Genomic DNA, 18853 nt, shown 5'->3' on the forward strand with positions numbered 1-18853 from the left:
CCATGGAAGGGAACTTAAACCTTAATCGGGAAATAGGTGTTTTTGGACTTAGTGCCCATATCGTCAATATGGTTGTGGGTTCTGGAATTTTTGTATTGCCCGCCATTGTATTTACAGGCCTTGGACCTTCCAGCATTTTTGCCTACTTGTTATGTGCGATCCTCGTGGCAATGGTTATGCTGTGCTTTGCTGAAGCTGGAAGTACCGTAACAGATTCTGGAGGGGCCTATCTTTATGTTAGGACTGCTTTTGGACCTTATTTTGGCTTTTTGACAGCAATACTTTTTGTAATGTCGACCGTTGCTGCGGATGCTGCTGTGGCCAATGCCATCATCGATGTGCTAGGGGCTAAGTTTTCAGTGTTCAGGGAGCAGACCGTAAGATTGTCCTTGTTCTTTATACTTTTTGCGTTTTTTGGATGTATCAACGTTAAGGGCATCAAACAAGGGATTGTTGTGGTTCAATTGGTGACCATGGCAAAACTTGTCCCATTGATACTGCTTATATCCCTCTCTTGGAGCAAGGTGGGGCTATCAAATCTAGAAATCACCTTACCGCCTTCCATTGGTGAAATAGCCGAAATGTCCCTTGTCCTGTTTTTTGCTTTTCAAGGAACGGAATCAGCACTGTCCATAAGTGGCGAAGTGAGGGACCCCCAAAGGACCATTCCCAAAAGTATATTCATAAGCACCCTTGTTATCTTCCTGCTCTATATCCTAGTCCAGACTGTTGCCCAAGGAGTGCTTGGAACAACTTTGGCATCCTATAGGGCAAACCCTTTGGGGGCGGTTGCGAGCCGGATGTTTGGGGATTTTGGTTTCATTGCAATGACTTTGGCGGCATTGGTTTCCATGTTAGGCTATTTGGGCAGCTCAATTTTGAGCATGCCGAGGGTACTTTTCCAGGCCGCAAAGGATAACGTACTGCCCTTGGCATACCTGGCCATGATACATCCTCGGTTCCATACACCGTTTGTTTCCATTCTGTGTTATGTGACCTTGGCCTTTATATGTACATCCTTCGGAGGTTTTCAGCAGTTGGCCATAATCTCGAGTGCTTCCATTTTATTGATCTATCTGGGAGTTTCCTTGGCCGTGGTAAAATTTAGAATGCAGGATAGGGGGAATGGAAATAGTTTTAGAATTCCAGGGGGGTACTTGGTTCCGGTAATCTCCAGCTTGATTGTTTTTTATGTTTTAACCAATGTTGCTTGGAATGAACTGGAGTTCATAGTACTGGCCTTGGCCATCTTGACAACCCTATATTTTTTTAAAGGGTATTGGAACAAAGGATATTGATTTGAATGTACACTTGCCTTGCAATTGGATAGGCAATACAAGCATACATATAAAAGTCCCCCATATGCTGAAAACAGCTATTTTCCAATAATTACTTTTCGGTGTTCCATGCCCCATTCCGTTAGCTGGTTGATAATGGTCCTTAACGTCAAACCATGATCGGTAAGCTGATATTCAACGGCTATTGGTTGTGTGTCCAATACGGTACGTGAAACCAATTGGTTGATTTCCAATTCCTTTAATTCCTTGCTCAACATTCTGTTGGAAATCCCATTGATATCGTTCAGAATATCAGAAAAACGCCTCTTGTTATAATAACAAATGGATGATAATATCGGAATTTTCCATTTGCCACTTAGCACGTCCATTGAGTCTTGTACGGCCCTCATTTCTGTATTGTATCCTTTGTTGAAATCTGTAGTCTGACACTCCATAATGTTACTTTGTTACACCGATGTTACTGTTATTTTGGGTCACAAAGTTACTAAAAATAACCATGTATCGTTATTTTTGTACCCTTAATCAAGAAAGAATAAAGATGGATTTTACAAAGAAAAATGTAGTCATAACGGGAGGTAGCTCCGGTATAGGATTTGCAACTGCAAAAGCATTCATCAATGCAGGGGCAAACGTTTGGATAACGGGGCGAAATGAGGAGAAGCTCCAAAGGGCAAAAGAAGCACTGAGCAGTCCAAATTTGCATGTCGTGGTTTCGGACACTTCCAATCTGGAAGGAATTGCAGTATTGGAGAGCGTAGTTTTGGAAAGTGGAAGTAAAGTGGACGTTCTTTTCCTAAATGCAGGGATCGCTACCTATGCGCCAATCGAACATATCACGGAAGCGGATTTTGATGCCCAGTTCAACACCAATGTCAAAGGACCATTATTTACCTTGCAAAAATTATTGCCCCATTTGGCGGATGGTGCTGCTGTACTATTGACTTCATCCACGGTTGCATCGGCCTCGGGATTGAATTCAAGTGTGTATTCGGCAACAAAGGGAGCTTTGAATAAAATTGCACAAGTTGCGGCAAATGAATTGGCAGGGAGAAAGATCAGGGTGAATTTGATAAGCCCAGGACCCACTGAGACCGAAGGTCTTGACGGTGTTGTGACGCCTGAAATAAAAGATTATTTGGCTACCGTAACCGCTTTGCAGCGACTGGGAAGCCCAAACGAGATTGCAAATGCCGTTTTGTTCTTGGCTTCCGATAATGCAAGTTTTATCACGGGAACGGAACTTTTGGTCGATGGCGGTGCCATCAACTACATCCTGAAATAATACTGCTGTTGCAATCCTATGGGACAAAGGCCACAGCTAAAATTAGTTGTGGCCTTTTTTTTTCGGATAGGTCCATTGACTGGGAAATCCCATTGCCATATGGGGTGAAAATAGGCAATAAGGTATAATAAGGCCCGGGGCGAAAAAATACTTTTTACCAAATGATAAGACGCTAAAATGGACAATGGTTAATTTTGTGTAATGAAAGAATTTATCGCGTACATTCTCCAGTTTGGCCATCTGAACGAACAGCAAATCAACCTGATTGAAAGCAAGGCCAAGGTAATGGCACTTCAAAAGGACGACTATTTTGTGGAAGCGGGCAAGATTTTGAAACAGGTCGGATTTATTATTGACGGTATACTTCGAATTTCCTATTATAACAAGGAAGGTGAGGAAATCACCAAGATTTTTATGGAAGAAAAGCATTTGCTCCACAATTTGAAAAATGTGCCTTCCACCGAATACATACAGGCTGCAACAGATTGTAAACTACTCGTCATTTCCAATGCGGATTGGAAGGAGATCTCCGATACGATCATCGATTGGGATCATATCATCCAAAAGATCACCAACAAGGCCCTGGCCCAAAAATTGGAACGGGTAAGCCCATTGGTCTCACAAGATGCCACCACACGTTACTTGGAATTTATGGATAAATATCCCACGCTTGTCAATCGTATCCCATTGTCCTATATCGCTTCCTATCTGGGAATCACCCAGCAATCCTTGAGCAGGATCAGAAAAAATATTCGATAGGACGGTTTTTACCATATGGTAAACAGACCCATTTTTGACGTCGCCATTTTTGCAGCATCAATTTTAAACTACAAAAATGTCTAAATCAATTTTTATCACAGGAGCTTCTTCAGGCTTGGGAAAAGTGACCGCCAAATTGTTCGCTTCAAAAGGTTGGACCGTTATCGCCACAATGCGAAGACCTGAAAAGGAAACGGAGCTCACGAAAATTTCCAACGTCCATTTGTTCAAATTGGACATCAGCGATAAAAGGCAAATTATCGAGGTTGTGGAGGAGGCAGAGAAAATAGGTCCGATAGATGTGCTAATCAACAACGCTGCATTTGGACTGATGGGCCCCTTTGAAGGCACTACAGAGGAACAATTGGAACAACAGATCGAAACAAATTTCTTGGGGACAATCCTCGTAACAAAAGCTTTCCTTCCTTTCTTTAGAAAGCGAAAGAAGGGAACTGTCATAACGATAACATCTTCAACGGCCAATATACCTTACCCATTTGTAGCCGTTTATGCTGCGACAAAATCGGCTTTGGAAACCTGGACCGAGGGAATGAGTTATGAATTGAATGGTTTTGGAATACGCATGAAAACAATTGTCCCCGCTTATATGCAGACCAACTTTGGTGTTAACGCACAAATCGTTTCCCATCAAGATTATCAAGAAGTGTTTGATCGGTACATAACGGCGATGAAGGCAGATTCAAGTGCCAAGCGGGATACACCGGAAAGTATTGCCAATGTTGTCTATGAAGTAACAACGGACAACAAAAAACAATTGCACTATACTGCAGGCGATCTTTCAACGGCGGAATATGGGTGGTTACAAAAGGAAGGTATCGAGAACGTAATTGAAACCATGAACAAGCGATTTTTGGGTATCAAACCAACGGAGTAAGGAAGGTGTATAGGAACCTTGTTCAAGGAAGTGTTGTCGCATGAAATGCTGTTTTGATGGGGCCGACTCCCTGAAAACTTGGCCGCTAAGAGTGAAATAACCGTCCGCATATAATTTTCCATTATTTGAGAATTATAGTTTTTCTGTTTTGTAAGACACGCTCTTTAAGCTGTTTGTTGATTCGTTTCTCCAAATTTTCATAAAATCTAGGTGGTCGATATCCTCAAATACGGAAACAGTATACCTATCCAAAATCGGACACTAATGGTTTACGAACCAAAAATAGCTTTGCGCTACATACAGACTTCCCCATTCGTATAGACCTTGGTCATGAGTTGAGGATAATCAGTATGGCCATTATGGAATTAAGGGCAAAATAATTCTAATATATGAGAAAAGGATTAAAAATAGGAACGATTTTAAAATGATTATTTGTGTAAGGTTTTGTTAATCAGCAAACTAAAAGGATGGCATGAAATTAGTCTTTGGTAGGGAGCTTTCTGCGTCAAACTGAAAATTAACCAAAATCAAAGACAGATGAGTAAAACAGGAACAACAAAGTGGAACATTGATGCCGCACACTCGGAAATCAGTTTTAAAGTAAAACACATGATGATTTCTACGGTGACCGGACAATTTGAAGATTTCATGGCCTCGGTCGAGACCGATAATGAAGGTTTCATAGGGGCAGATTTCAACTTTACGGCCAAAACAGCATCCATCACTACCAAAAACGGTGATAGGGACAAACACTTAAGGTCAGATGATTTCTTCAATGCAGAACAATTTCCCGAATTGAGATTTACTTCCAAGTCATTTGATGGGAGCTCTTTGATAGGTGATTTGACCCTAAGGGATGTCACCAAGGAAATCAAATTGGATGTTGATTTCAATGGAGTGGTGGTTGATCCCTATGGACAGACCAAAGCAGGTTTTGAGATGTCCGGAAGTATCAATAGGAAGGATTTTAATCTGGCATGGAGCGCGATAACAGAGACGGGAAGCATTGTGGTCAGTGACACGGTCAAGTTGGCCATATCCGTTCAATTCATCAAGGAGAATTAAATAATGGGGTTATGCAAGCTGGCATCATGTTTTCCCAAATAGTGGTGGAACATATCCATGGGTGCCGGTTTCCAGAATACCATCTTAAGATCATATAACTGTGGAAATACAATTAAAGGAACTAGATGCCAAAGGTTACGCCATGGCACGGGAGAATAAAGTGAGGGCGGGTATGATGACCTATTCCATTGCAGGCCCTGAATTGGTCATCATAGACCATACCGATGTAGAACCAGCTTTTAATGGCAAAGGGGTCGGCAAGGATATGCTGTATAAGATTGTGGAGATGGCCAGGGAGAAAAATGTAAAGATCATCCCCTTGTGCCCGTTTGCCTCGGCCATGTTCAAAAAGCTTGAGGATATCAGGGATGTGCTAAAATAGAAATGGAAGAAATGGAAGTGACCAAAGAATATCAAAGGGAAGACTTGACCGTTATCTGGAAACCCAAGAAGTGCATTCATTCGGGGATTTGCGTCAAGACGCTTCCCATGGTCTACAATCCAAAGGAAAAACCTTGGATCAAGCCTGAAAATGCCTCCGCTGAGGCCCTGAAAAGTCAAATCAATAATTGTCCTTCTGGAGCTTTGAGCTATACGAAGGTCTAAATTTCCTCTCATGGAACACCATATTCTGCTGAACATTTGTGCCATTTTTGGTGTCGCTACCGCGGTAATCATCATTTGCAGGTATCTTAAGATCAGATTTATCATCGGGTACTTGATCACGGGAGTGCTGCTCAGTCCCAATACCTCGGGTTATTTCGCTGATATGGAAGAAGTCGATGTCTATGCCGAAATCGGGGTAATACTTCTATTGTTTACCATTGGCCTTGAGTTCTCATTCGACCAACTTAAAAAAATAAAAAAATACGTACTGGGAGGTGGGAGCTTACAGGTATTGTTTACCATAGCTATTACTGCGGGACTGATATGGTTGACCAGGAGGCCGAGTTGGGAGGAAAGTGTCTTTTGGGGATTTTTATGTGCATTGAGCAGTACGGCCGTTGTGATCAAAACATTACAGGATTCCAATAAAATTGTAACATCCCATGGCAAATTCATTTTGGCGGTATTGTTGTTCCAAGACATTATGATCGTTCCACTGATGTTGTTGGTCCCGATCATTGCGGGTGTGGGCGGGAATTCATTGGCCGCCTTTGGATGGTTGTTGGGCAAATTGGTATTGATGGGCTGTCTTGCCTATGGATTGGCCAAGTTTGTAATTCCCTATTTCTTGAAAAACGTTATGAAGATCCAGAGCCAGGAGGTGTTCTTGATCGCGCTGATCTTTATCGTTACAGGTATTGCCCTACTTACCGAGCAACTGGGTCTTTCCTTGGCCCTAGGTGCCTTTATAGCGGGCCTGATCATTGCTGAAACCGATTATGACCATATGGCCATAACCTGCTTTCTGCCCTTTCGATATGTGTTCATGAGCTTCTTTTTTATCTCCATGGGCATGTTGCTCGACTATAGGATATTCCTGACCGATTTTGGATGGATCCTATTTTGGACCTTGTTTGCCTTTGGGGTAAAGACCATAGCCGGCATCTTGTCGGTAAAGGTTCTGGGGCTCGAATGGAAAACCGCCCTTGCCGTGGGCTTCTCCATTGCACAGATCGGGGAGTTTTCCTTCGTTCTTGCACAGAGCGGGCTTCAATATGAATTGATCAGTGCGAACAACTACCAGATATTCCTGGCAGTGTCCATTATTCTGATGTCCGTGACCCCTTTTATAGTGAGCAATGCGGAAAGGATCCACCCCACACTCAACAAATTTGCCAAAAGGTATGGATAGTCCAAAAGTACAGTTATATGGGACCGACTGGTGCCCAAAATCTGCTGCACTGCGCAATTTCATGCAGAGTAGATGGATCGAATTTGATGATTTCAATGTGGAGACCGATCTAAACGCGGATGCAAGGATACGTGCGCTATATGATGGGGAACTGAAGTTCCCCACGGTAATGGTGGGGACCGATTTTATAAAAAACCCGAAAGTGCCCGAACTCATAGATTTTTTAAAGAAGCACAACATCGACCATTGATGGTCAAATGAAAATAGGAGTGCTATAAAACAAAACTTACTATAATGAACGATCCACGATTTTCCGTATTGGCCCAAAAGCAAATCAATACCCTCAAGGAATTTGGCCATATCATCACTTTTGATCAGGATACCCTTGTGTTCGATGTGGGTGATAACAATTATGACTTTTATGTGATCTTGGAAGGGGAGATACAGATCAAGGACCCGATCCGGGATGAAGTCGTGGGAACCCATGGCGTCCATCAGTTCACAGGGGATAGTAGTATGCTGTCCAACCGAAGGATTCCCTTTAGTGCACATGCACCAAAAGGTACCACTGTACTTTGTATCAAACCAGAAGTTCTAAAAGAGGTCATTTCAAAACACAGTGACATCAGTGATGTGCTCTTGAGCGCATTTATCCAAAGACAGGAGACCATGTTACGGGAGTTTATCGGAGGTATAAAGGTTATTGGTTCTGAAAAATCAAAGGAAACCTATCAACTGCGCGATTTTATGGAGAAGAACCATATCTGGCATACCTTCTTGAACACAGATACCTCGGAAGAGGCCAAAGCATTATTGGAAAGCTTTGGCTTGACCCATGACGACCTCCCTATTCTGATAAACATCACAGGTGAAATGTTCAAAAAACCATCCCTTGCCGAACTGGCGCAACAAACCGGGGTGCTCACTGAATTTGGGGATGATATTTTTGATGTGTTGGTCGTTGGGGCAGGTCCTTCTGGACTGGCGGCAAGTGTTTATGCCGCTTCGGAAGGATTGTCGGTGGTGACCATTGATGGTAACGCTCCGGGGGGACAAGCAGGGAAAAGCACGAAAATCGAAAATTATCTGGGCTTTCCAACAGGTATATCGGGAACTGATCTTGCCAATAAGGCCTATATCCAAGCGCAGAAATTCGGTTGTAACATCTCCATTCCCCATAAAGCCGAAAAAGTGGAATATAACGGAAGCTATTTCACCTTGTGTGCCTCAAACGATAGACATATCAAGGCAAAATCCATAATAGCTGCGACCGGGGCGAACTATAGGCGATTGCCCATTGACACGATTGAAAAATTTGAAGGGAGCGGTGTTTTTTATTCTGCTACTGGAATGAACGCCTCGGCCTGTAAAAATGAACTGGTCGGCGTAGTGGGCGGAGGCAACTCGGCCGGGCAGGCAGCTTTGTTCTTGGCAGATCATGCCGCTGAGGTCCATGTCATCATCAGAGGTGACGATCTTGGGGCCAAGATGAGTGATTATCTCGTACAGCGAATTTATGCCTCCCCCAATATCATCGTACAAAAAAGCAGCAATGTGGTCCAACTCAATGGAGCGCATCATCTGGAATCCTTGGTACTGGATACGGAGGGCAGCGAACAGACCATTGGGATTACGAACCTATTCACCTTTATAGGTGCGAAGCCATGCACGGAGTGGTTGAACAGGATCGTGGCCATGGATGATAAAGGTTTTATTTATACGGGTCAAGATGTAATCGAGGCCGCCATGACCAAATGTTCCATATTCGAGCAGCGAAAACCACAATCCCTGGAGTCGAGCATACCGGGTTTTTTTGCTGTGGGTGACGTTCGAAAAGGTTCTGTTAAAAGAGTAGCCTCGGCAGTGGGGGAAGGATCCATGGCAATCAGCCAGGTCCATCAGTATCTATCGGAACTAAAGATGAACCAATAAAAACACCGGTATGGGGGATGTAAGTGAACATTGTGTGCATTTGGACAAACAGGAATTCAATACCACAACAATAAAGGTGTGCGAGGAGTGTGTGAAGATCGGCGGTAAATGGAACCATTTGAGATTATGTCAAACATGTGGTGCTGTTTTATGCTGTAACTCTTCCCCGAACCAGCATGCCCAAAAACATTATGAGGAAACCGGCCATCCAGTGGTTACCTCCACCTTGCCCAAGCCTTGGTCCAGGTTTGCCTGGTGCTATGTGGACAAGGTCAAGAAACCATTAAAGCAGAACTGAGATTCATAATTACAAACTAAAAAAGAACAACAGTGAAACAGAACAAATTCCTAGGAACAACAATTTTATTCATTTTAATCACTTTTAATTCAAACCTTATGTCGCAGACAATACCTGGGGAAAAAGACCCCAACATTTCAAAGGATACCCGTGCATTTTTGGCGGTATTGAACAGTGGGGATGGGCCACCATTGGAAGAACTGTCCCCAAAAGATGCCCGTCAGGTACTCGTGGACGCCCAGAATTCGGTATCCTACGATTATAGTGATATCGAAGAAACGGAAAAGGAGATTACCCAAGATGGTCAGACCATCACCCTACATATTGTGAAACCAAAGGGTGCAAAGGACAATTTGCCCGTATTCATGTTTTTCCACGGAGGGGGATGGGTGCTTGGGGATTACCCGACGCACAAGCGCCTGGTAAGGGATTTGGTCGTGGGAAGTGGTGCCGTGGCCGTTTTTCCGGATTATACCCCGACACCGGATGCGCAATTTCCAGTGGCCATTGATCAAGCCTATGCCGCCACTACATGGGTAGCGGAACACGGTAATGAAATAGGTGTTGATGGGTCCCGTTTGGCCGTGGCCGGAAACAGTGTGGGTGGGAATATGTCCACAGTGGTTTCTTTGATGGCCAAGGAGAAGAATGGCCCTAAGTTGGCCTTTCAGCTTTTGCTATGGCCGTTGGTGGATGCTGATACAAGTCGTCCATCCTACACCAAATATGCACAAGGCAGGTTCCTTACCACCCCCATTATGGAGTGGATGTGGGATATGTATATCCCGAATCCAGAGGACAGGAAGCAAAAGTATGTCTCTCCCGTAAATGCCACTTTGGAAGAGTTAAAAGGGTTGCCACCTGCTTTGATACAGGTTGCCGAGAATGATATCCTATATGATGAAGGGGTCGCCTATGGCCGAAAACTTGATGAAGCCGGGGTACCCGTTACCATTACTGTTTACAAGGGAATGATACATGATTATGGGATGTTGAACCCCTTGTCCCACATTCCCGGTGTGCAGGAAGCATTGATACAGGCATCGGCTATGTTGCACGCAGCTTTGTTCAGTAAATAATCTTAGATTACATACTAAGCAGTGCCAATACTGTTGGCACTGTTTTTTTTTGCAGATTGATTCCAATACTTAAAAACAATGGATTTCTTGAATAGCACAAACAAAAACAGACTTGAGTTCCTGATCACACTGATTTGCGTCATCTTGATTCTGGGAATTCCGCCCTTTGGTGTATATGCCGCCTTCATGATCGTTATCGCCGGTCTGGTGTTCGGTGCGAATAGAAAGGAGTTGCTAAGGTCCATAGGCCTGTTCCGTCCCCAAGGTGTATTGCCCATGTTTTTCCTGACTGCTTTTATGGGTCTTGTCATTGAGCTGACCATGGAGGTCTTTTTCAATCCTTTGATAGAACGTTTGACATTGTCCCAAATTGACCTCTCCCAGGTACAACTTCCCAGCTTGGAAAGTTACCTGACCTGGGTAATTGTCGGTTTTGTCCTAGGGGGTTTTTTGGAGGAGGTTTTATTTCGTGGATTTCTAATGACAAGAATTGCCAAATTTATGAAAGCCGATATGGCCAGTGATATTTTGGCCCTTTTTATAACCGCTGTTCTTTTTGGAATTTGTCATCGTTATCAAGGTTGGAGCGGTGTCATCAGTACAGGTGTGACAGGATTCATTTTAGGTTGTATTTTCTTGAAATTCAAGAAAAACCTATGGTATGCCATATGTATCCATGGATTTGTAAACCTGACCGCGTTAACCATACTTTACTTGGGTCATTACGACTTTTTAAGATCTCTATTTTGGGGATGATTAGATTGGAATTGATACATCATTAAAATTATAACAGTAACATATGAATCCAATATTTGAACATATCCCTTTGGTCAGAAACGGGGAAAAGCGGCGCTTCGAGATCGAGGTCGATGGACGACTGGCCTTTACCAATTATGGGGAGTTCGGCAACCAAATAGCCTTGGTCCATACGGAGACCGATCCAGAGTTGGCAGGACAGGGGGCGGCCAGTGCACTTATCGAGAAAACCTTACGGTATCTTGAAGAAGAACAGTTGCAGTTACTTCCTTTTTGCCCCTTTGTGTTCGCCTTTATACAGAGGCATCCGGACTGGAAACGAATTGTGAACAAAAACTTTAAGGGTTACGATAAACTTTGATGAACCCAGGCACGATCGACCCATTAAGATGTAGTGACCGATGCTGGGTTTTTCGGTGGGGCCACTGTTGTCCATTTGCCCCAAAAGTAGTTTAGCCACTTTATAGATCAAGTAGAGTTAAGAGAAATAGTTTAAACCATCCATATCATGAAAACAAGCTTCGCCACTATAGGGAAACAAAAATATAAGACTGAAATCCAAGCAGGAAACCATATTATCATGGCGGATGAACCTGAAGAACTTGGAGGCGGTAATTTGGGTTTCACACCTACCGAACTGCTTGAATCCTCATTGGCTGCCTGTACGGCAATGACCATTCGAATGTATGCCGATAGAAAGGGATGGGATTTGGAACAGGCTGAGATCAAAGTTGGGTTCAAAAGAAATATGACCACTGGGGAGGTGACTTTTAAAAAGGAAATCGAACTCTTTGGTAATCTCAGCAGTGAAGAACGTGAAAAATTGTTGGAAATGGGGTCAAAATGTCCCATTGAACGAATGATCACTGGCAAAGTCTCGGTGACTTCCGACCTTACTTAGTATACAATGCTTAAATTCAAGCATGGAAACAGAAATGAAAGCGGAATAACCATATAGCGAAGTTTATCGGGGTAATCCAATGGGATCGGCGACCTCAAAAATGGGAAAAATGAGAATAGTAATATACAGTTTAATATATCTGCTCATGGTGAATTCACTAGTGGCCCAAGATGTGACAGGGTCATGGAGTGGAACATTGGACGTAAAAGGAACCCGATTGCGGGTAGTTTTTAATGTAACAGAAACGGAAAAAGGTTATGCCTCAACTATGGATAGCCCGGATCAAGGTGTCAAAGGTATCCCAGTGAAGTCGACCCAATTGAAAGGATCGGTGATCACCTTTGAAGTTCCAATGGCAGGTATTTCCTATGAAGGTTTTCATAAGGATAGTGTGATCGTTGGGACATTTACGCAACATAATCAAGATTTTCCATTGACCTTGACCAAGAAACTCACCAAAGAGCATGTGGTTTCCAGGCCGCAAGAACCGAAAGAACCTTACCCCTATACTTCTGAGGAGATCACTTTTAAAAATGAGAAGGCGGGCATCGCACTGGCCGGTACGTTGACGATCCCAAAGGTAAAAGGTACTTTTCCAGTGGTTATTTTAATATCGGGAAGTGGTCCCCAAAATCGAGACGAGGAACTGATGGGGCACAAACCGTTTTTGGTGCTCTCCGATTATTTGACAAGAAACGGTATTGCCGTCCTGCGATATGATGACAGGGGTGTTGGAGGGTCAACAGGTGATTTTGGTTCCGCCACCAGTGCGGATTTTGCAACTGATGTCGAAAGCGGGATCACTTATTTAAAGTCCAGACATGAGTTGCCAATAGATGCAATTGGACTCGTTGGCCACAGCGAAGGTGGATTGATAGCGCCCATGGTCGCCACAGGATCAAAGAAGGTTGATTTTATGGTTTTAATGGCGGGTTCTGGGATTCGGGGAGATAAATTGTTATTGCTGCAGGAAGAATTGATAGAAAGGGTCCTTGGAACGCCAGAACCAGAAATCAAGCGTATGCTCGAGACCAATCGAAAGCTATTTGATGCCATAGTGAAGTCCAACGATGATACCGCTTTAAAAGCAGAACTTAGAGGTGTTTTGGAGGGCGAGAGTGAAATCAAAGTGCCGGACGGAATGACCAAGGAAGCATATGTAGATGCACAGATCAATCAATTCACATCCCCTTGGGTAACCTATTTTCTAAGGTATGATCCAACGAGGACCCTTGGGAAGGTAAAGTGTCCGGTTTTGGCCATCAATGGTTCAAAGGACCTACAGGTTCCTCCAAAGGAGAACCTTTCAGCAATCCAAAGTGCAGTTCAAAAAGGCGGAAATACAAATGTTACCATTAAGGAATTTAAGGATTTGAACCATCTTTTTCAAGAAGCCCAAACAGGTTCGCCTCTTGAATATTCAGTCATTGAACAGACCATGGCCCCCATTGTGCTCAAAGAAGTGGCGGCCTGGATCAAGGAATGGAACAAATGACCCAAAATTGTTGGGCAGAATTAATGGGAACTGCCCTTTTCGGATCGGTGTGTCCCTATGGAACGATTCCCAAAAATAAAAGATAAAACTCATTTTTTATGCAAAGAGACTTTGATACGTTGAGCCAAGCAATGAATGTACTTAGGGAAGAGGGATATGTGGAGGACTTTAACCTAAAGCAAAATTGTCTAGAATGTAGGAACGGAGCCTTCAAAATATTCCATGATGAATTTGAAGTCGATGAATACTATCGTTTTGAAGGGATGAGCGATCCAGGGGATGCAAGTATTCTTTATGCGATTTCCTCGGAAAAATACAAGTTGAAGGGACAGCTTGTCAATGGGTACGGAATTTACTCGGATAGCATGACGGATGAAATGTTGAATAAGCTCAAGGTTGGAACGTGAAGAATTTTGGCAATTACATATACCTCCAGAGTTTTTGTTGTGGCATAAAAGCGGGCTTGATTTGAGAATCGCCCTTTGGCAATTTGAAAGTTTGAAGCGGATTTCCGACGGAAGTAGAGCCTTGTGGATATTAGGGCAGTAGTAAGAACGATAGAAATTAGAAACCATAAATTGAATGAAAGTAGACCTAAATGGCACTGGGACGATAGCACAGGAAGCTCGAAAAAATACTTTGGAACGTTTCAAGGAGGATGTGTTGACCGGCTTGTCATCCTCTCCAAAACATCTGTACCCAAAGTATTTTTATGATAAAAAAGGGTCTGCATTGTTCAGGGAAATTATGGGCCTTCCGGAGTATTATTTGACAAATTGTGAACTGGACATATTTAAAAATAAAACTGATGAACTGAGCAAGATTGCCACCATGGATAACAGTCCGTTCGATTTGATTGAACTTGGGGCAGGGGATGGGTTCAAATCCAAATACCTTCTTCGGCAACTTTATAGGGACAAAACAGAATTCCACTATATGCCCATTGATATATCAGGTGACATCCTTGATGTTCTGGGCAATTCACTGAAATCGGAATTTCCGGACCTGGAAGTACAAGGACTTGAAGGGGAATATTTGGAAATGTTGGCCAAGGCATGTTCCCGCACCACCAATCGAAAAGTGGTTCTTTTTTTAGGGGCCAATATCGGAAATATGGAACAGGACGAATGTGCAGCGTTTTGTAGACAATTGCAAACCTTGCTCTCTCCCGGTGATATGGTATTGATCGGGTTTGATCTTAAGAAGAACCCCAAACAGGTACTACAAGCCTATGACGATGGGACAGGGGTGACCGCTAAATTCAATCTGAACCTATTGGAACGTATCAACAGGGAGTTGTTTGCCAATTTTGCTTTGGATCAATTTGAGCATTATCCCATGTACGATCCCATCAGTGGGGCGTGCCGGAGCTTCTTGGTCAGTATACGGGAACAAAAGGTGCTGATCGATGGATATACAATTCATTTTGGCAAAAACGAAGTGATCTGTACCGAGATATCACAAAAGTATGACCTGATGGAAATCCAAATCCTGGCGAATCAAACCGGATTTGAAACTGTCGGAATGATTCATGACTCTAAGGAGTGGTTTGTGGATGCCGTATGGAAAATCAAAGAAAAAGTTTAAAGAAACCCAATGGATACATTACCGGAACAAAGGGACATACAACAACATTTGCTTGATAGTTATCGACTGGTCAGAAAGCATACGGAGTCCATATGTGCTCCACTGCAAACTGAAGATTATGTGGTACAGCCCATTGGGGATGTGAGTCCACCAAAATGGCATTTGGGACACACTACTTGGTTTTTTGAAACCTTTATATTGGTTCCCAATATGGATGGATATAGGGTGTTTGATCCCCATTTCGATTATGTGTTCAATAGCTACTATGAAACGGTGGGAGCACGGGTGATCCGAACGGATAGGGGTAATTTGAGCCGGCCAACAGTGGCTGAAATTTTCCAGTACCGGAAATATGTGGATGCCCATATTGAGCAATTGGGAAGTTTGGATAGCAAGAATGGGCTCTGGGATATTTTGGAGTTGGGTATCCATCATGAACAACAGCATCAGGAATTGTTGCTCATGGACATCAAATATATACTCGGGCATAACCCCTTGTTCCCTATGTATTCCAATGAAATGGTCCTTGATGAGTTGGAGGTCGTCCGGGAAGTGCCAGTTGCCTTTTCCGAGGGGGCCTATTGGATTGGACATAAGGGCAAGGGCTTTTGTTTTGACAATGAGAAGGGGAGGCATTTGGTGTACTTGGATACCTTCGAGATTGCCCAGCATCCTGTTGGCAATGGAGAATATTTGGAGTTTATCCAAGATGGTGGATACACAGATTTTCGATTTTGGCATGCCGCTGGATGGGATTGGGTGAACAAAAACCATATCAAGGCCCCATTATATTGGCATTTCATGGATGGACAATGGATGGAGTACGGACTCCAGGGAATCCATGAGGTTGATCCAAAGAAAGCAGTTTGCCATATCAGTTATTATGAAGCGGCTGCCTTTGCGGCATGGAGCGGTAAAAGATTGCCAACGGAAACAGAATGGGAGGTGGCTTCCGAACAGATCAAGTGGGGCCATCGATGGGAATGGACGGAAAGCGCCTATCTTCCCTATCCTAAGTTCAAGAAAGCCAAAGGGGCGATAGGTGAGTACAATGGAAAGTTCATGGTCGATCAAATGGTATTGCGAGGAGCTTCTGTGGCAACCCCTAAAGGGCATAGTCGCAAAACCTATCGCAATTTTTTCCAAACGGACCGTCGATGGCAATTTTCAGGTCTGAGATTGGCCAAATAGATTTGGGGACCTTAATTTGAGAAATATACAGCCCTTGGCAAAAAAAGAAAGTATTGCATGGCTCATTGCGTTTACTTTTATCGGTTCCTATCTGACCTCACTTATTATTTTCCCACTTCCGATCTTGAAATCCCTATACCGTGTGCCCTTGGATCGGATTTTGATGGATATAGTAGTCAATTTTTTATTTTGTGCCGCCATAGTAATTCTTTGCCTATTCATTGATGCCGTTTTAAACAAAAGGATGTCATGGATGGCCCGTCCAGTGAAGCGGTTGTTCATACAAGTATTCCTTCAGATTCTGAGTGTGTTGATGTTGGTGGTGATTTTCGGGTCCCTCTATTTGACGGTTTGGGATCCCACACAAATACAATCATCCCAAACCAACTTACGTCTAAGTTTTTATTCGTTTCTGTCCATTGTGTGTTGGGCCTTGTTGATCAGTACCATCAACACAGGTGCCTATATGCTCAGGAATTGGCGGGCGACCAGCATCAAAGCAATGGAATATAAGTTGTTGGCTGCCCAGAACGGTCACCTGGCCTCGGAGTTGGAACTTCAGGCCCTCAAACTACAGCTTGACCCCCATTTTGTTTTCAATAACCTAAGCGCGCTTTCAGAATTGATATTAAAAGACCAACGACTGGGATATGAGTATACGGAAAACTTTACCAAGGTGTACCGCTATCTGTTGGTCAATTCCAAAAGAAAGTTGATCCCCTTGTCCGAAGAAATGAAATTTCTCCGATCGTATCAATTTCTTATCAAGCACCGATTGGGTAAGGGGTGCCGTTTTCAGGTTGATATTGATGAATCCAGGTTGGATCTGATGATTCCTCCCATGTCCTTACAACTACTCATTGAAAATGCCCTTAAGCATAATCGCATTGAAGAAAACAATCCTTTGGTCATTCATATCCATTTGGATGATACCAATGGGCTAGTGGTGTCCAATAAAATATTGCCGTTGGCAAGGCCCACAGATTCGTTGGGGATGGGGTTGAAAAACATATATGATCGTTATACCCTGATGGGGCAGGATGGGCCGGTCATTGAAAAAGACAATAAGGTGTTTAAAGTCAAAATTTCACTTTTTAAATGAAGGATAGTGTCAAGATATTGATCTTAGAGGATGAAAAATTGAATTCGGACCGGGTGGAAAGGCTACTATCCGAAATCAGAAAGGATATCGAGGTCGTAGGGGTCTTACCCAGTATTAAAAAGACAGTGGATTGGTTGGCGATAAACGATTTGCCAGATCTTATTCTGGTGGACGTGAAGTTGGCAGACGGGATAAGTTTTGAGATTTTCAATCAAGTGGATATCGAAAGTCCGGTGATCTTTACAACCGCCTATGACGAATATGCCATCAAGGCATTCAAGTTCAATAGTATTGATTATTTGCTCAAGCCCATTGACAAGGATGAATTGGCAGCTGCGTTGTTAAAATTTGAACGTGCGGTGCAAAATGCTCCTATGGGAAGACCTGTCATTGAAAAATTGATAGCCCAGATCCAACCAAAAAAATATCGAGGCCGTTTCTTGATACCCCATAGGGACACCTATAAAAAAGTGGATGTGGGTGATATAGCCTATTTCCACTCCTCCCATAATATCACTTATGCCCATTTATTTGCTGAAGAAAAATTGAGCGTGCCACACACCTTGGAATCACTGGAACAGGAATTGGATCCTGAAGTTTTCTTTAGGGTGAACAGGCAGTACATTGTCCATGTTGATTCCATTGAAAGTGTCCAAGATCATTTCAACGGCAAATTGAGACTTACTTTAAGGGACAATGAAAAGACAGCTTTGATGATTAGTAGGATTAAGGCACCTGTGTTCAAGACTTGGTTGGATTATTGATTCTAGCTTTGGGGTATATATGGAAAAGAACAGCCAATATATATCATATTGGCTGTTAGTGCACCCTATACATTATTGAGAGCACCGATTCACATGGTTTATCGGATAGAGGTATAGAGCAGATTGGGGGACTAATCCCTATAGGTCATTTTCTTTCGGAACACCATATTGATCCGATATTTTGCGTTGCTCCCAAAGGCTTGGACATCCTCTCCTGCGGCAGCACCGATGGTACCGGCCGAGGCATTGTAGGCATCCACGTAATCAAAGCCTAATTTGGACATTGCATTGAGGAGATCTGTTTGATTTCGTATGGCAAGATTTTTATTTTTTTGGAGCAGTTCCTCCAAATCCTTCAATACATTCTCATAACCTGATTTTTTACTATCGATGTTGATGTTCATGCCGCCCAACAATTTGGTGTTCTCCGAAGTGACTACCACATATTCGGGGAGTTTCTCAATGTTCACGGAAGAAGAATGGTCAACACTCAACTCCTGTGCGGTAATATTGATGGCAGTCAATGCCATTAGGAATACAAATACTTGTTTTTTCATTATGTTTCTTTTTCATTAAAAATTGGAGAGCAAAAGTAATAGAGGGGGATTCTGATGGGGTTTAGTTTCTTGGTGACATGGGGAAATTGTTGTT

23 protein-coding genes are annotated in these 18853 nt (G+C 43.2%); 21 read left to right on the forward strand and 2 right to left on the reverse strand.

Annotated elements, in window-relative coordinates:
• Positions 1 to 2: 2 nt before the first annotated feature.
• Complete coding sequence (locus DB398_RS04675) at positions 3 to 1298, forward strand: APC family permease (RefSeq protein WP_108423255.1); 1296 nt, start codon at positions 3 to 5, stop codon at positions 1296 to 1298.
• A 77-nt stretch (positions 1299 to 1375) separates the two neighbouring features.
• On the opposite strand, the gene DB398_RS04680 is transcribed toward DB398_RS04675, so the two are convergent.
• On the reverse strand, positions 1376 to 1732 hold the full coding sequence (locus DB398_RS04680) for a winged helix-turn-helix transcriptional regulator (protein WP_199913351.1): 357 nt from the start codon (positions 1730 to 1732) through the stop codon (positions 1376 to 1378).
• A gap of 104 nt (positions 1733 to 1836) precedes the next feature.
• On the opposite strand from DB398_RS04680, the gene DB398_RS04685 reads away from it, so the two are divergent.
• The 20 genes from DB398_RS04685 (at position 1837) to DB398_RS04780 (ending at position 18202) form a co-directional block, all read left to right on the forward strand.
• Positions 1837 to 2580, forward strand: coding sequence for an SDR family oxidoreductase (locus DB398_RS04685; RefSeq protein WP_108423257.1), 744 nt, complete (start codon positions 1837 to 1839; stop codon positions 2578 to 2580).
• A 201-nt stretch (positions 2581 to 2781) separates the two neighbouring features.
• On the forward strand, positions 2782 to 3339 hold the full coding sequence (locus DB398_RS04690) for a Crp/Fnr family transcriptional regulator (protein WP_108423258.1): 558 nt from the start codon (positions 2782 to 2784) through the stop codon (positions 3337 to 3339).
• A gap of 76 nt (positions 3340 to 3415) precedes the next feature.
• Positions 3416 to 4234, forward strand: coding sequence for an SDR family oxidoreductase (locus tag DB398_RS04695; RefSeq protein ID WP_108423259.1), 819 nt, complete (start codon positions 3416 to 3418; stop codon positions 4232 to 4234).
• A 537-nt stretch (positions 4235 to 4771) separates the two neighbouring features.
• Positions 4772 to 5299, forward strand: coding sequence for a YceI family protein (locus tag DB398_RS04700; protein WP_108423260.1), 528 nt, complete (start codon positions 4772 to 4774; stop codon positions 5297 to 5299).
• A 100-nt stretch (positions 5300 to 5399) separates the two neighbouring features.
• Positions 5400 to 5681 (forward strand): GNAT family N-acetyltransferase, encoded by a 282-nt coding sequence (locus tag DB398_RS04705; protein ID WP_108423261.1) that lies wholly within the window; start codon positions 5400 to 5402, stop codon positions 5679 to 5681.
• An 11-nt stretch (positions 5682 to 5692) separates the two neighbouring features.
• Positions 5693 to 5905 carry a (4Fe-4S)-binding protein gene (locus DB398_RS04710; RefSeq protein ID WP_108423573.1) on the forward strand — a complete coding sequence of 71 codons (213 nt, stop codon included), beginning with the start codon at positions 5693 to 5695 and terminating at the stop codon, positions 5903 to 5905.
• A gap of 10 nt (positions 5906 to 5915) precedes the next feature.
• A complete protein-coding gene (locus tag DB398_RS04715; protein WP_108423262.1) occupies positions 5916 to 7097 on the forward strand; it encodes a cation:proton antiporter in 1182 nt (393 codons plus the stop codon).
• Positions 7090 to 7347 (forward strand): glutaredoxin family protein, encoded by a 258-nt coding sequence (locus DB398_RS04720; protein WP_159076313.1) that lies wholly within the window; start codon positions 7090 to 7092, stop codon positions 7345 to 7347. Before DB398_RS04715 ends, DB398_RS04720 begins: the two co-directional genes overlap by 8 nt.
• Positions 7348 to 7391: 44 nt before the next feature.
• A complete protein-coding gene (locus tag DB398_RS04725) occupies positions 7392 to 9029 on the forward strand; it encodes an FAD-dependent oxidoreductase (protein ID WP_108423264.1) in 1638 nt (545 codons plus the stop codon).
• A gap of 10 nt (positions 9030 to 9039) precedes the next feature.
• Complete coding sequence (locus DB398_RS04730; protein WP_108423265.1) at positions 9040 to 9327, forward strand: UBP-type zinc finger domain-containing protein; 288 nt, start codon at positions 9040 to 9042, stop codon at positions 9325 to 9327.
• A 98-nt stretch (positions 9328 to 9425) separates the two neighbouring features.
• Complete coding sequence (locus DB398_RS04735) at positions 9426 to 10406, forward strand: alpha/beta hydrolase (RefSeq protein ID WP_108423266.1); 981 nt, start codon at positions 9426 to 9428, stop codon at positions 10404 to 10406.
• A gap of 87 nt (positions 10407 to 10493) precedes the next feature.
• Positions 10494 to 11162 (forward strand): CPBP family intramembrane glutamic endopeptidase, encoded by a 669-nt coding sequence (locus tag DB398_RS04740; RefSeq protein ID WP_159076314.1) that lies wholly within the window; start codon positions 10494 to 10496, stop codon positions 11160 to 11162.
• A 43-nt stretch (positions 11163 to 11205) separates the two neighbouring features.
• Positions 11206 to 11523: a GNAT family N-acetyltransferase gene (locus DB398_RS04745; RefSeq protein WP_108423268.1), complete on the forward strand. Its 318-nt coding sequence runs from the start codon at positions 11206 to 11208 to the stop codon at positions 11521 to 11523.
• 147 nt (positions 11524 to 11670) lie between these two features.
• Positions 11671 to 12063, forward strand: a complete 393-nt coding sequence (locus tag DB398_RS04750; protein ID WP_108423269.1) for an OsmC family protein — start codon at positions 11671 to 11673, stop codon at positions 12061 to 12063.
• Between the two features lie 109 nt (positions 12064 to 12172).
• Positions 12173 to 13558: an alpha/beta hydrolase family protein gene (locus tag DB398_RS04755; RefSeq protein ID WP_108423574.1), complete on the forward strand. Its 1386-nt coding sequence runs from the start codon at positions 12173 to 12175 to the stop codon at positions 13556 to 13558.
• Positions 13559 to 13656: 98 nt separating this feature from the next.
• On the forward strand, positions 13657 to 13965 hold the full coding sequence (locus DB398_RS04760; RefSeq protein WP_108423270.1) for a phosphoribosylpyrophosphate synthetase: 309 nt from the start codon (positions 13657 to 13659) through the stop codon (positions 13963 to 13965).
• Between the two features lie 175 nt (positions 13966 to 14140).
• Positions 14141 to 15145, forward strand: a complete 1005-nt coding sequence (gene egtD, locus DB398_RS04765) for an L-histidine N(alpha)-methyltransferase (protein ID WP_108423271.1) — start codon at positions 14141 to 14143, stop codon at positions 15143 to 15145.
• A gap of 9 nt (positions 15146 to 15154) precedes the next feature.
• Positions 15155 to 16336 (forward strand): ergothioneine biosynthesis protein EgtB, encoded by a 1182-nt coding sequence (egtB, locus tag DB398_RS04770; protein WP_108423272.1) that lies wholly within the window; start codon positions 15155 to 15157, stop codon positions 16334 to 16336.
• A gap of 34 nt (positions 16337 to 16370) precedes the next feature.
• A complete protein-coding gene (locus DB398_RS04775; RefSeq protein WP_108423273.1) occupies positions 16371 to 17438 on the forward strand; it encodes a sensor histidine kinase in 1068 nt (355 codons plus the stop codon).
• Positions 17435 to 18202 (forward strand): LytR/AlgR family response regulator transcription factor, encoded by a 768-nt coding sequence (locus tag DB398_RS04780; protein WP_108423274.1) that lies wholly within the window; start codon positions 17435 to 17437, stop codon positions 18200 to 18202. The genes DB398_RS04775 and DB398_RS04780 overlap by 4 nt, the downstream gene beginning before the upstream one ends.
• 131 nt (positions 18203 to 18333) lie before the next feature.
• Here the strand turns inward: DB398_RS04780 and DB398_RS04785 are convergent, their stop codons facing one another.
• Complete coding sequence (locus DB398_RS04785) at positions 18334 to 18759, reverse strand: hypothetical protein (protein ID WP_108423275.1); 426 nt, start codon at positions 18757 to 18759, stop codon at positions 18334 to 18336.
• Between the last annotated feature and the right edge of the window lie 94 nt (positions 18760 to 18853).

Source organism: Flagellimonas amoyensis (genome assembly GCF_003058265.1).
Lineage (GTDB): Bacteria > Bacteroidota > Bacteroidia > Flavobacteriales > Flavobacteriaceae > Flagellimonas > Flagellimonas amoyensis.

Coding starts and splice junctions, on each gene's coding strand:
- DB398_RS04675 (WP_108423255.1), top strand. CDS start 3: ATGGAAGGGAACTTAAACCTTAATCGGGAAATAGGTGTTTTTGGACTT.
- DB398_RS04680 (WP_199913351.1), bottom strand. CDS start 1,732: ATGGAGTGTCAGACTACAGATTTCAACAAAGGATACAATACAGAAATG.
- DB398_RS04685 (WP_108423257.1), top strand. CDS start 1,837: ATGGATTTTACAAAGAAAAATGTAGTCATAACGGGAGGTAGCTCCGGT.
- DB398_RS04690 (WP_108423258.1), top strand. CDS start 2,782: ATGAAAGAATTTATCGCGTACATTCTCCAGTTTGGCCATCTGAACGAA.
- DB398_RS04695 (WP_108423259.1), top strand. CDS start 3,416: ATGTCTAAATCAATTTTTATCACAGGAGCTTCTTCAGGCTTGGGAAAA.
- DB398_RS04700 (WP_108423260.1), top strand. CDS start 4,772: ATGAGTAAAACAGGAACAACAAAGTGGAACATTGATGCCGCACACTCG.
- DB398_RS04710 (WP_108423573.1), top strand. CDS start 5,693: ATGGAAGTGACCAAAGAATATCAAAGGGAAGACTTGACCGTTATCTGG.
- DB398_RS04715 (WP_108423262.1), top strand. CDS start 5,916: ATGGAACACCATATTCTGCTGAACATTTGTGCCATTTTTGGTGTCGCT.
- DB398_RS04720 (WP_159076313.1), top strand. CDS start 7,090: ATGGATAGTCCAAAAGTACAGTTATATGGGACCGACTGGTGCCCAAAA.
- DB398_RS04725 (WP_108423264.1), top strand. CDS start 7,392: ATGAACGATCCACGATTTTCCGTATTGGCCCAAAAGCAAATCAATACC.
- DB398_RS04730 (WP_108423265.1), top strand. CDS start 9,040: ATGGGGGATGTAAGTGAACATTGTGTGCATTTGGACAAACAGGAATTC.
- DB398_RS04735 (WP_108423266.1), top strand. CDS start 9,426: ATGTCGCAGACAATACCTGGGGAAAAAGACCCCAACATTTCAAAGGAT.
- DB398_RS04745 (WP_108423268.1), top strand. CDS start 11,206: ATGAATCCAATATTTGAACATATCCCTTTGGTCAGAAACGGGGAAAAG.
- DB398_RS04750 (WP_108423269.1), top strand. CDS start 11,671: ATGAAAACAAGCTTCGCCACTATAGGGAAACAAAAATATAAGACTGAA.
- DB398_RS04755 (WP_108423574.1), top strand. CDS start 12,173: ATGAGAATAGTAATATACAGTTTAATATATCTGCTCATGGTGAATTCA.
- DB398_RS04760 (WP_108423270.1), top strand. CDS start 13,657: ATGCAAAGAGACTTTGATACGTTGAGCCAAGCAATGAATGTACTTAGG.
- egtD (WP_108423271.1), top strand. CDS start 14,141: ATGAAAGTAGACCTAAATGGCACTGGGACGATAGCACAGGAAGCTCGA.
- egtB (WP_108423272.1), top strand. CDS start 15,155: ATGGATACATTACCGGAACAAAGGGACATACAACAACATTTGCTTGAT.
- DB398_RS04780 (WP_108423274.1), top strand. CDS start 17,435: ATGAAGGATAGTGTCAAGATATTGATCTTAGAGGATGAAAAATTGAAT.
- DB398_RS04785 (WP_108423275.1), bottom strand. CDS start 18,759: ATGAAAAAACAAGTATTTGTATTCCTAATGGCATTGACTGCCATCAAT.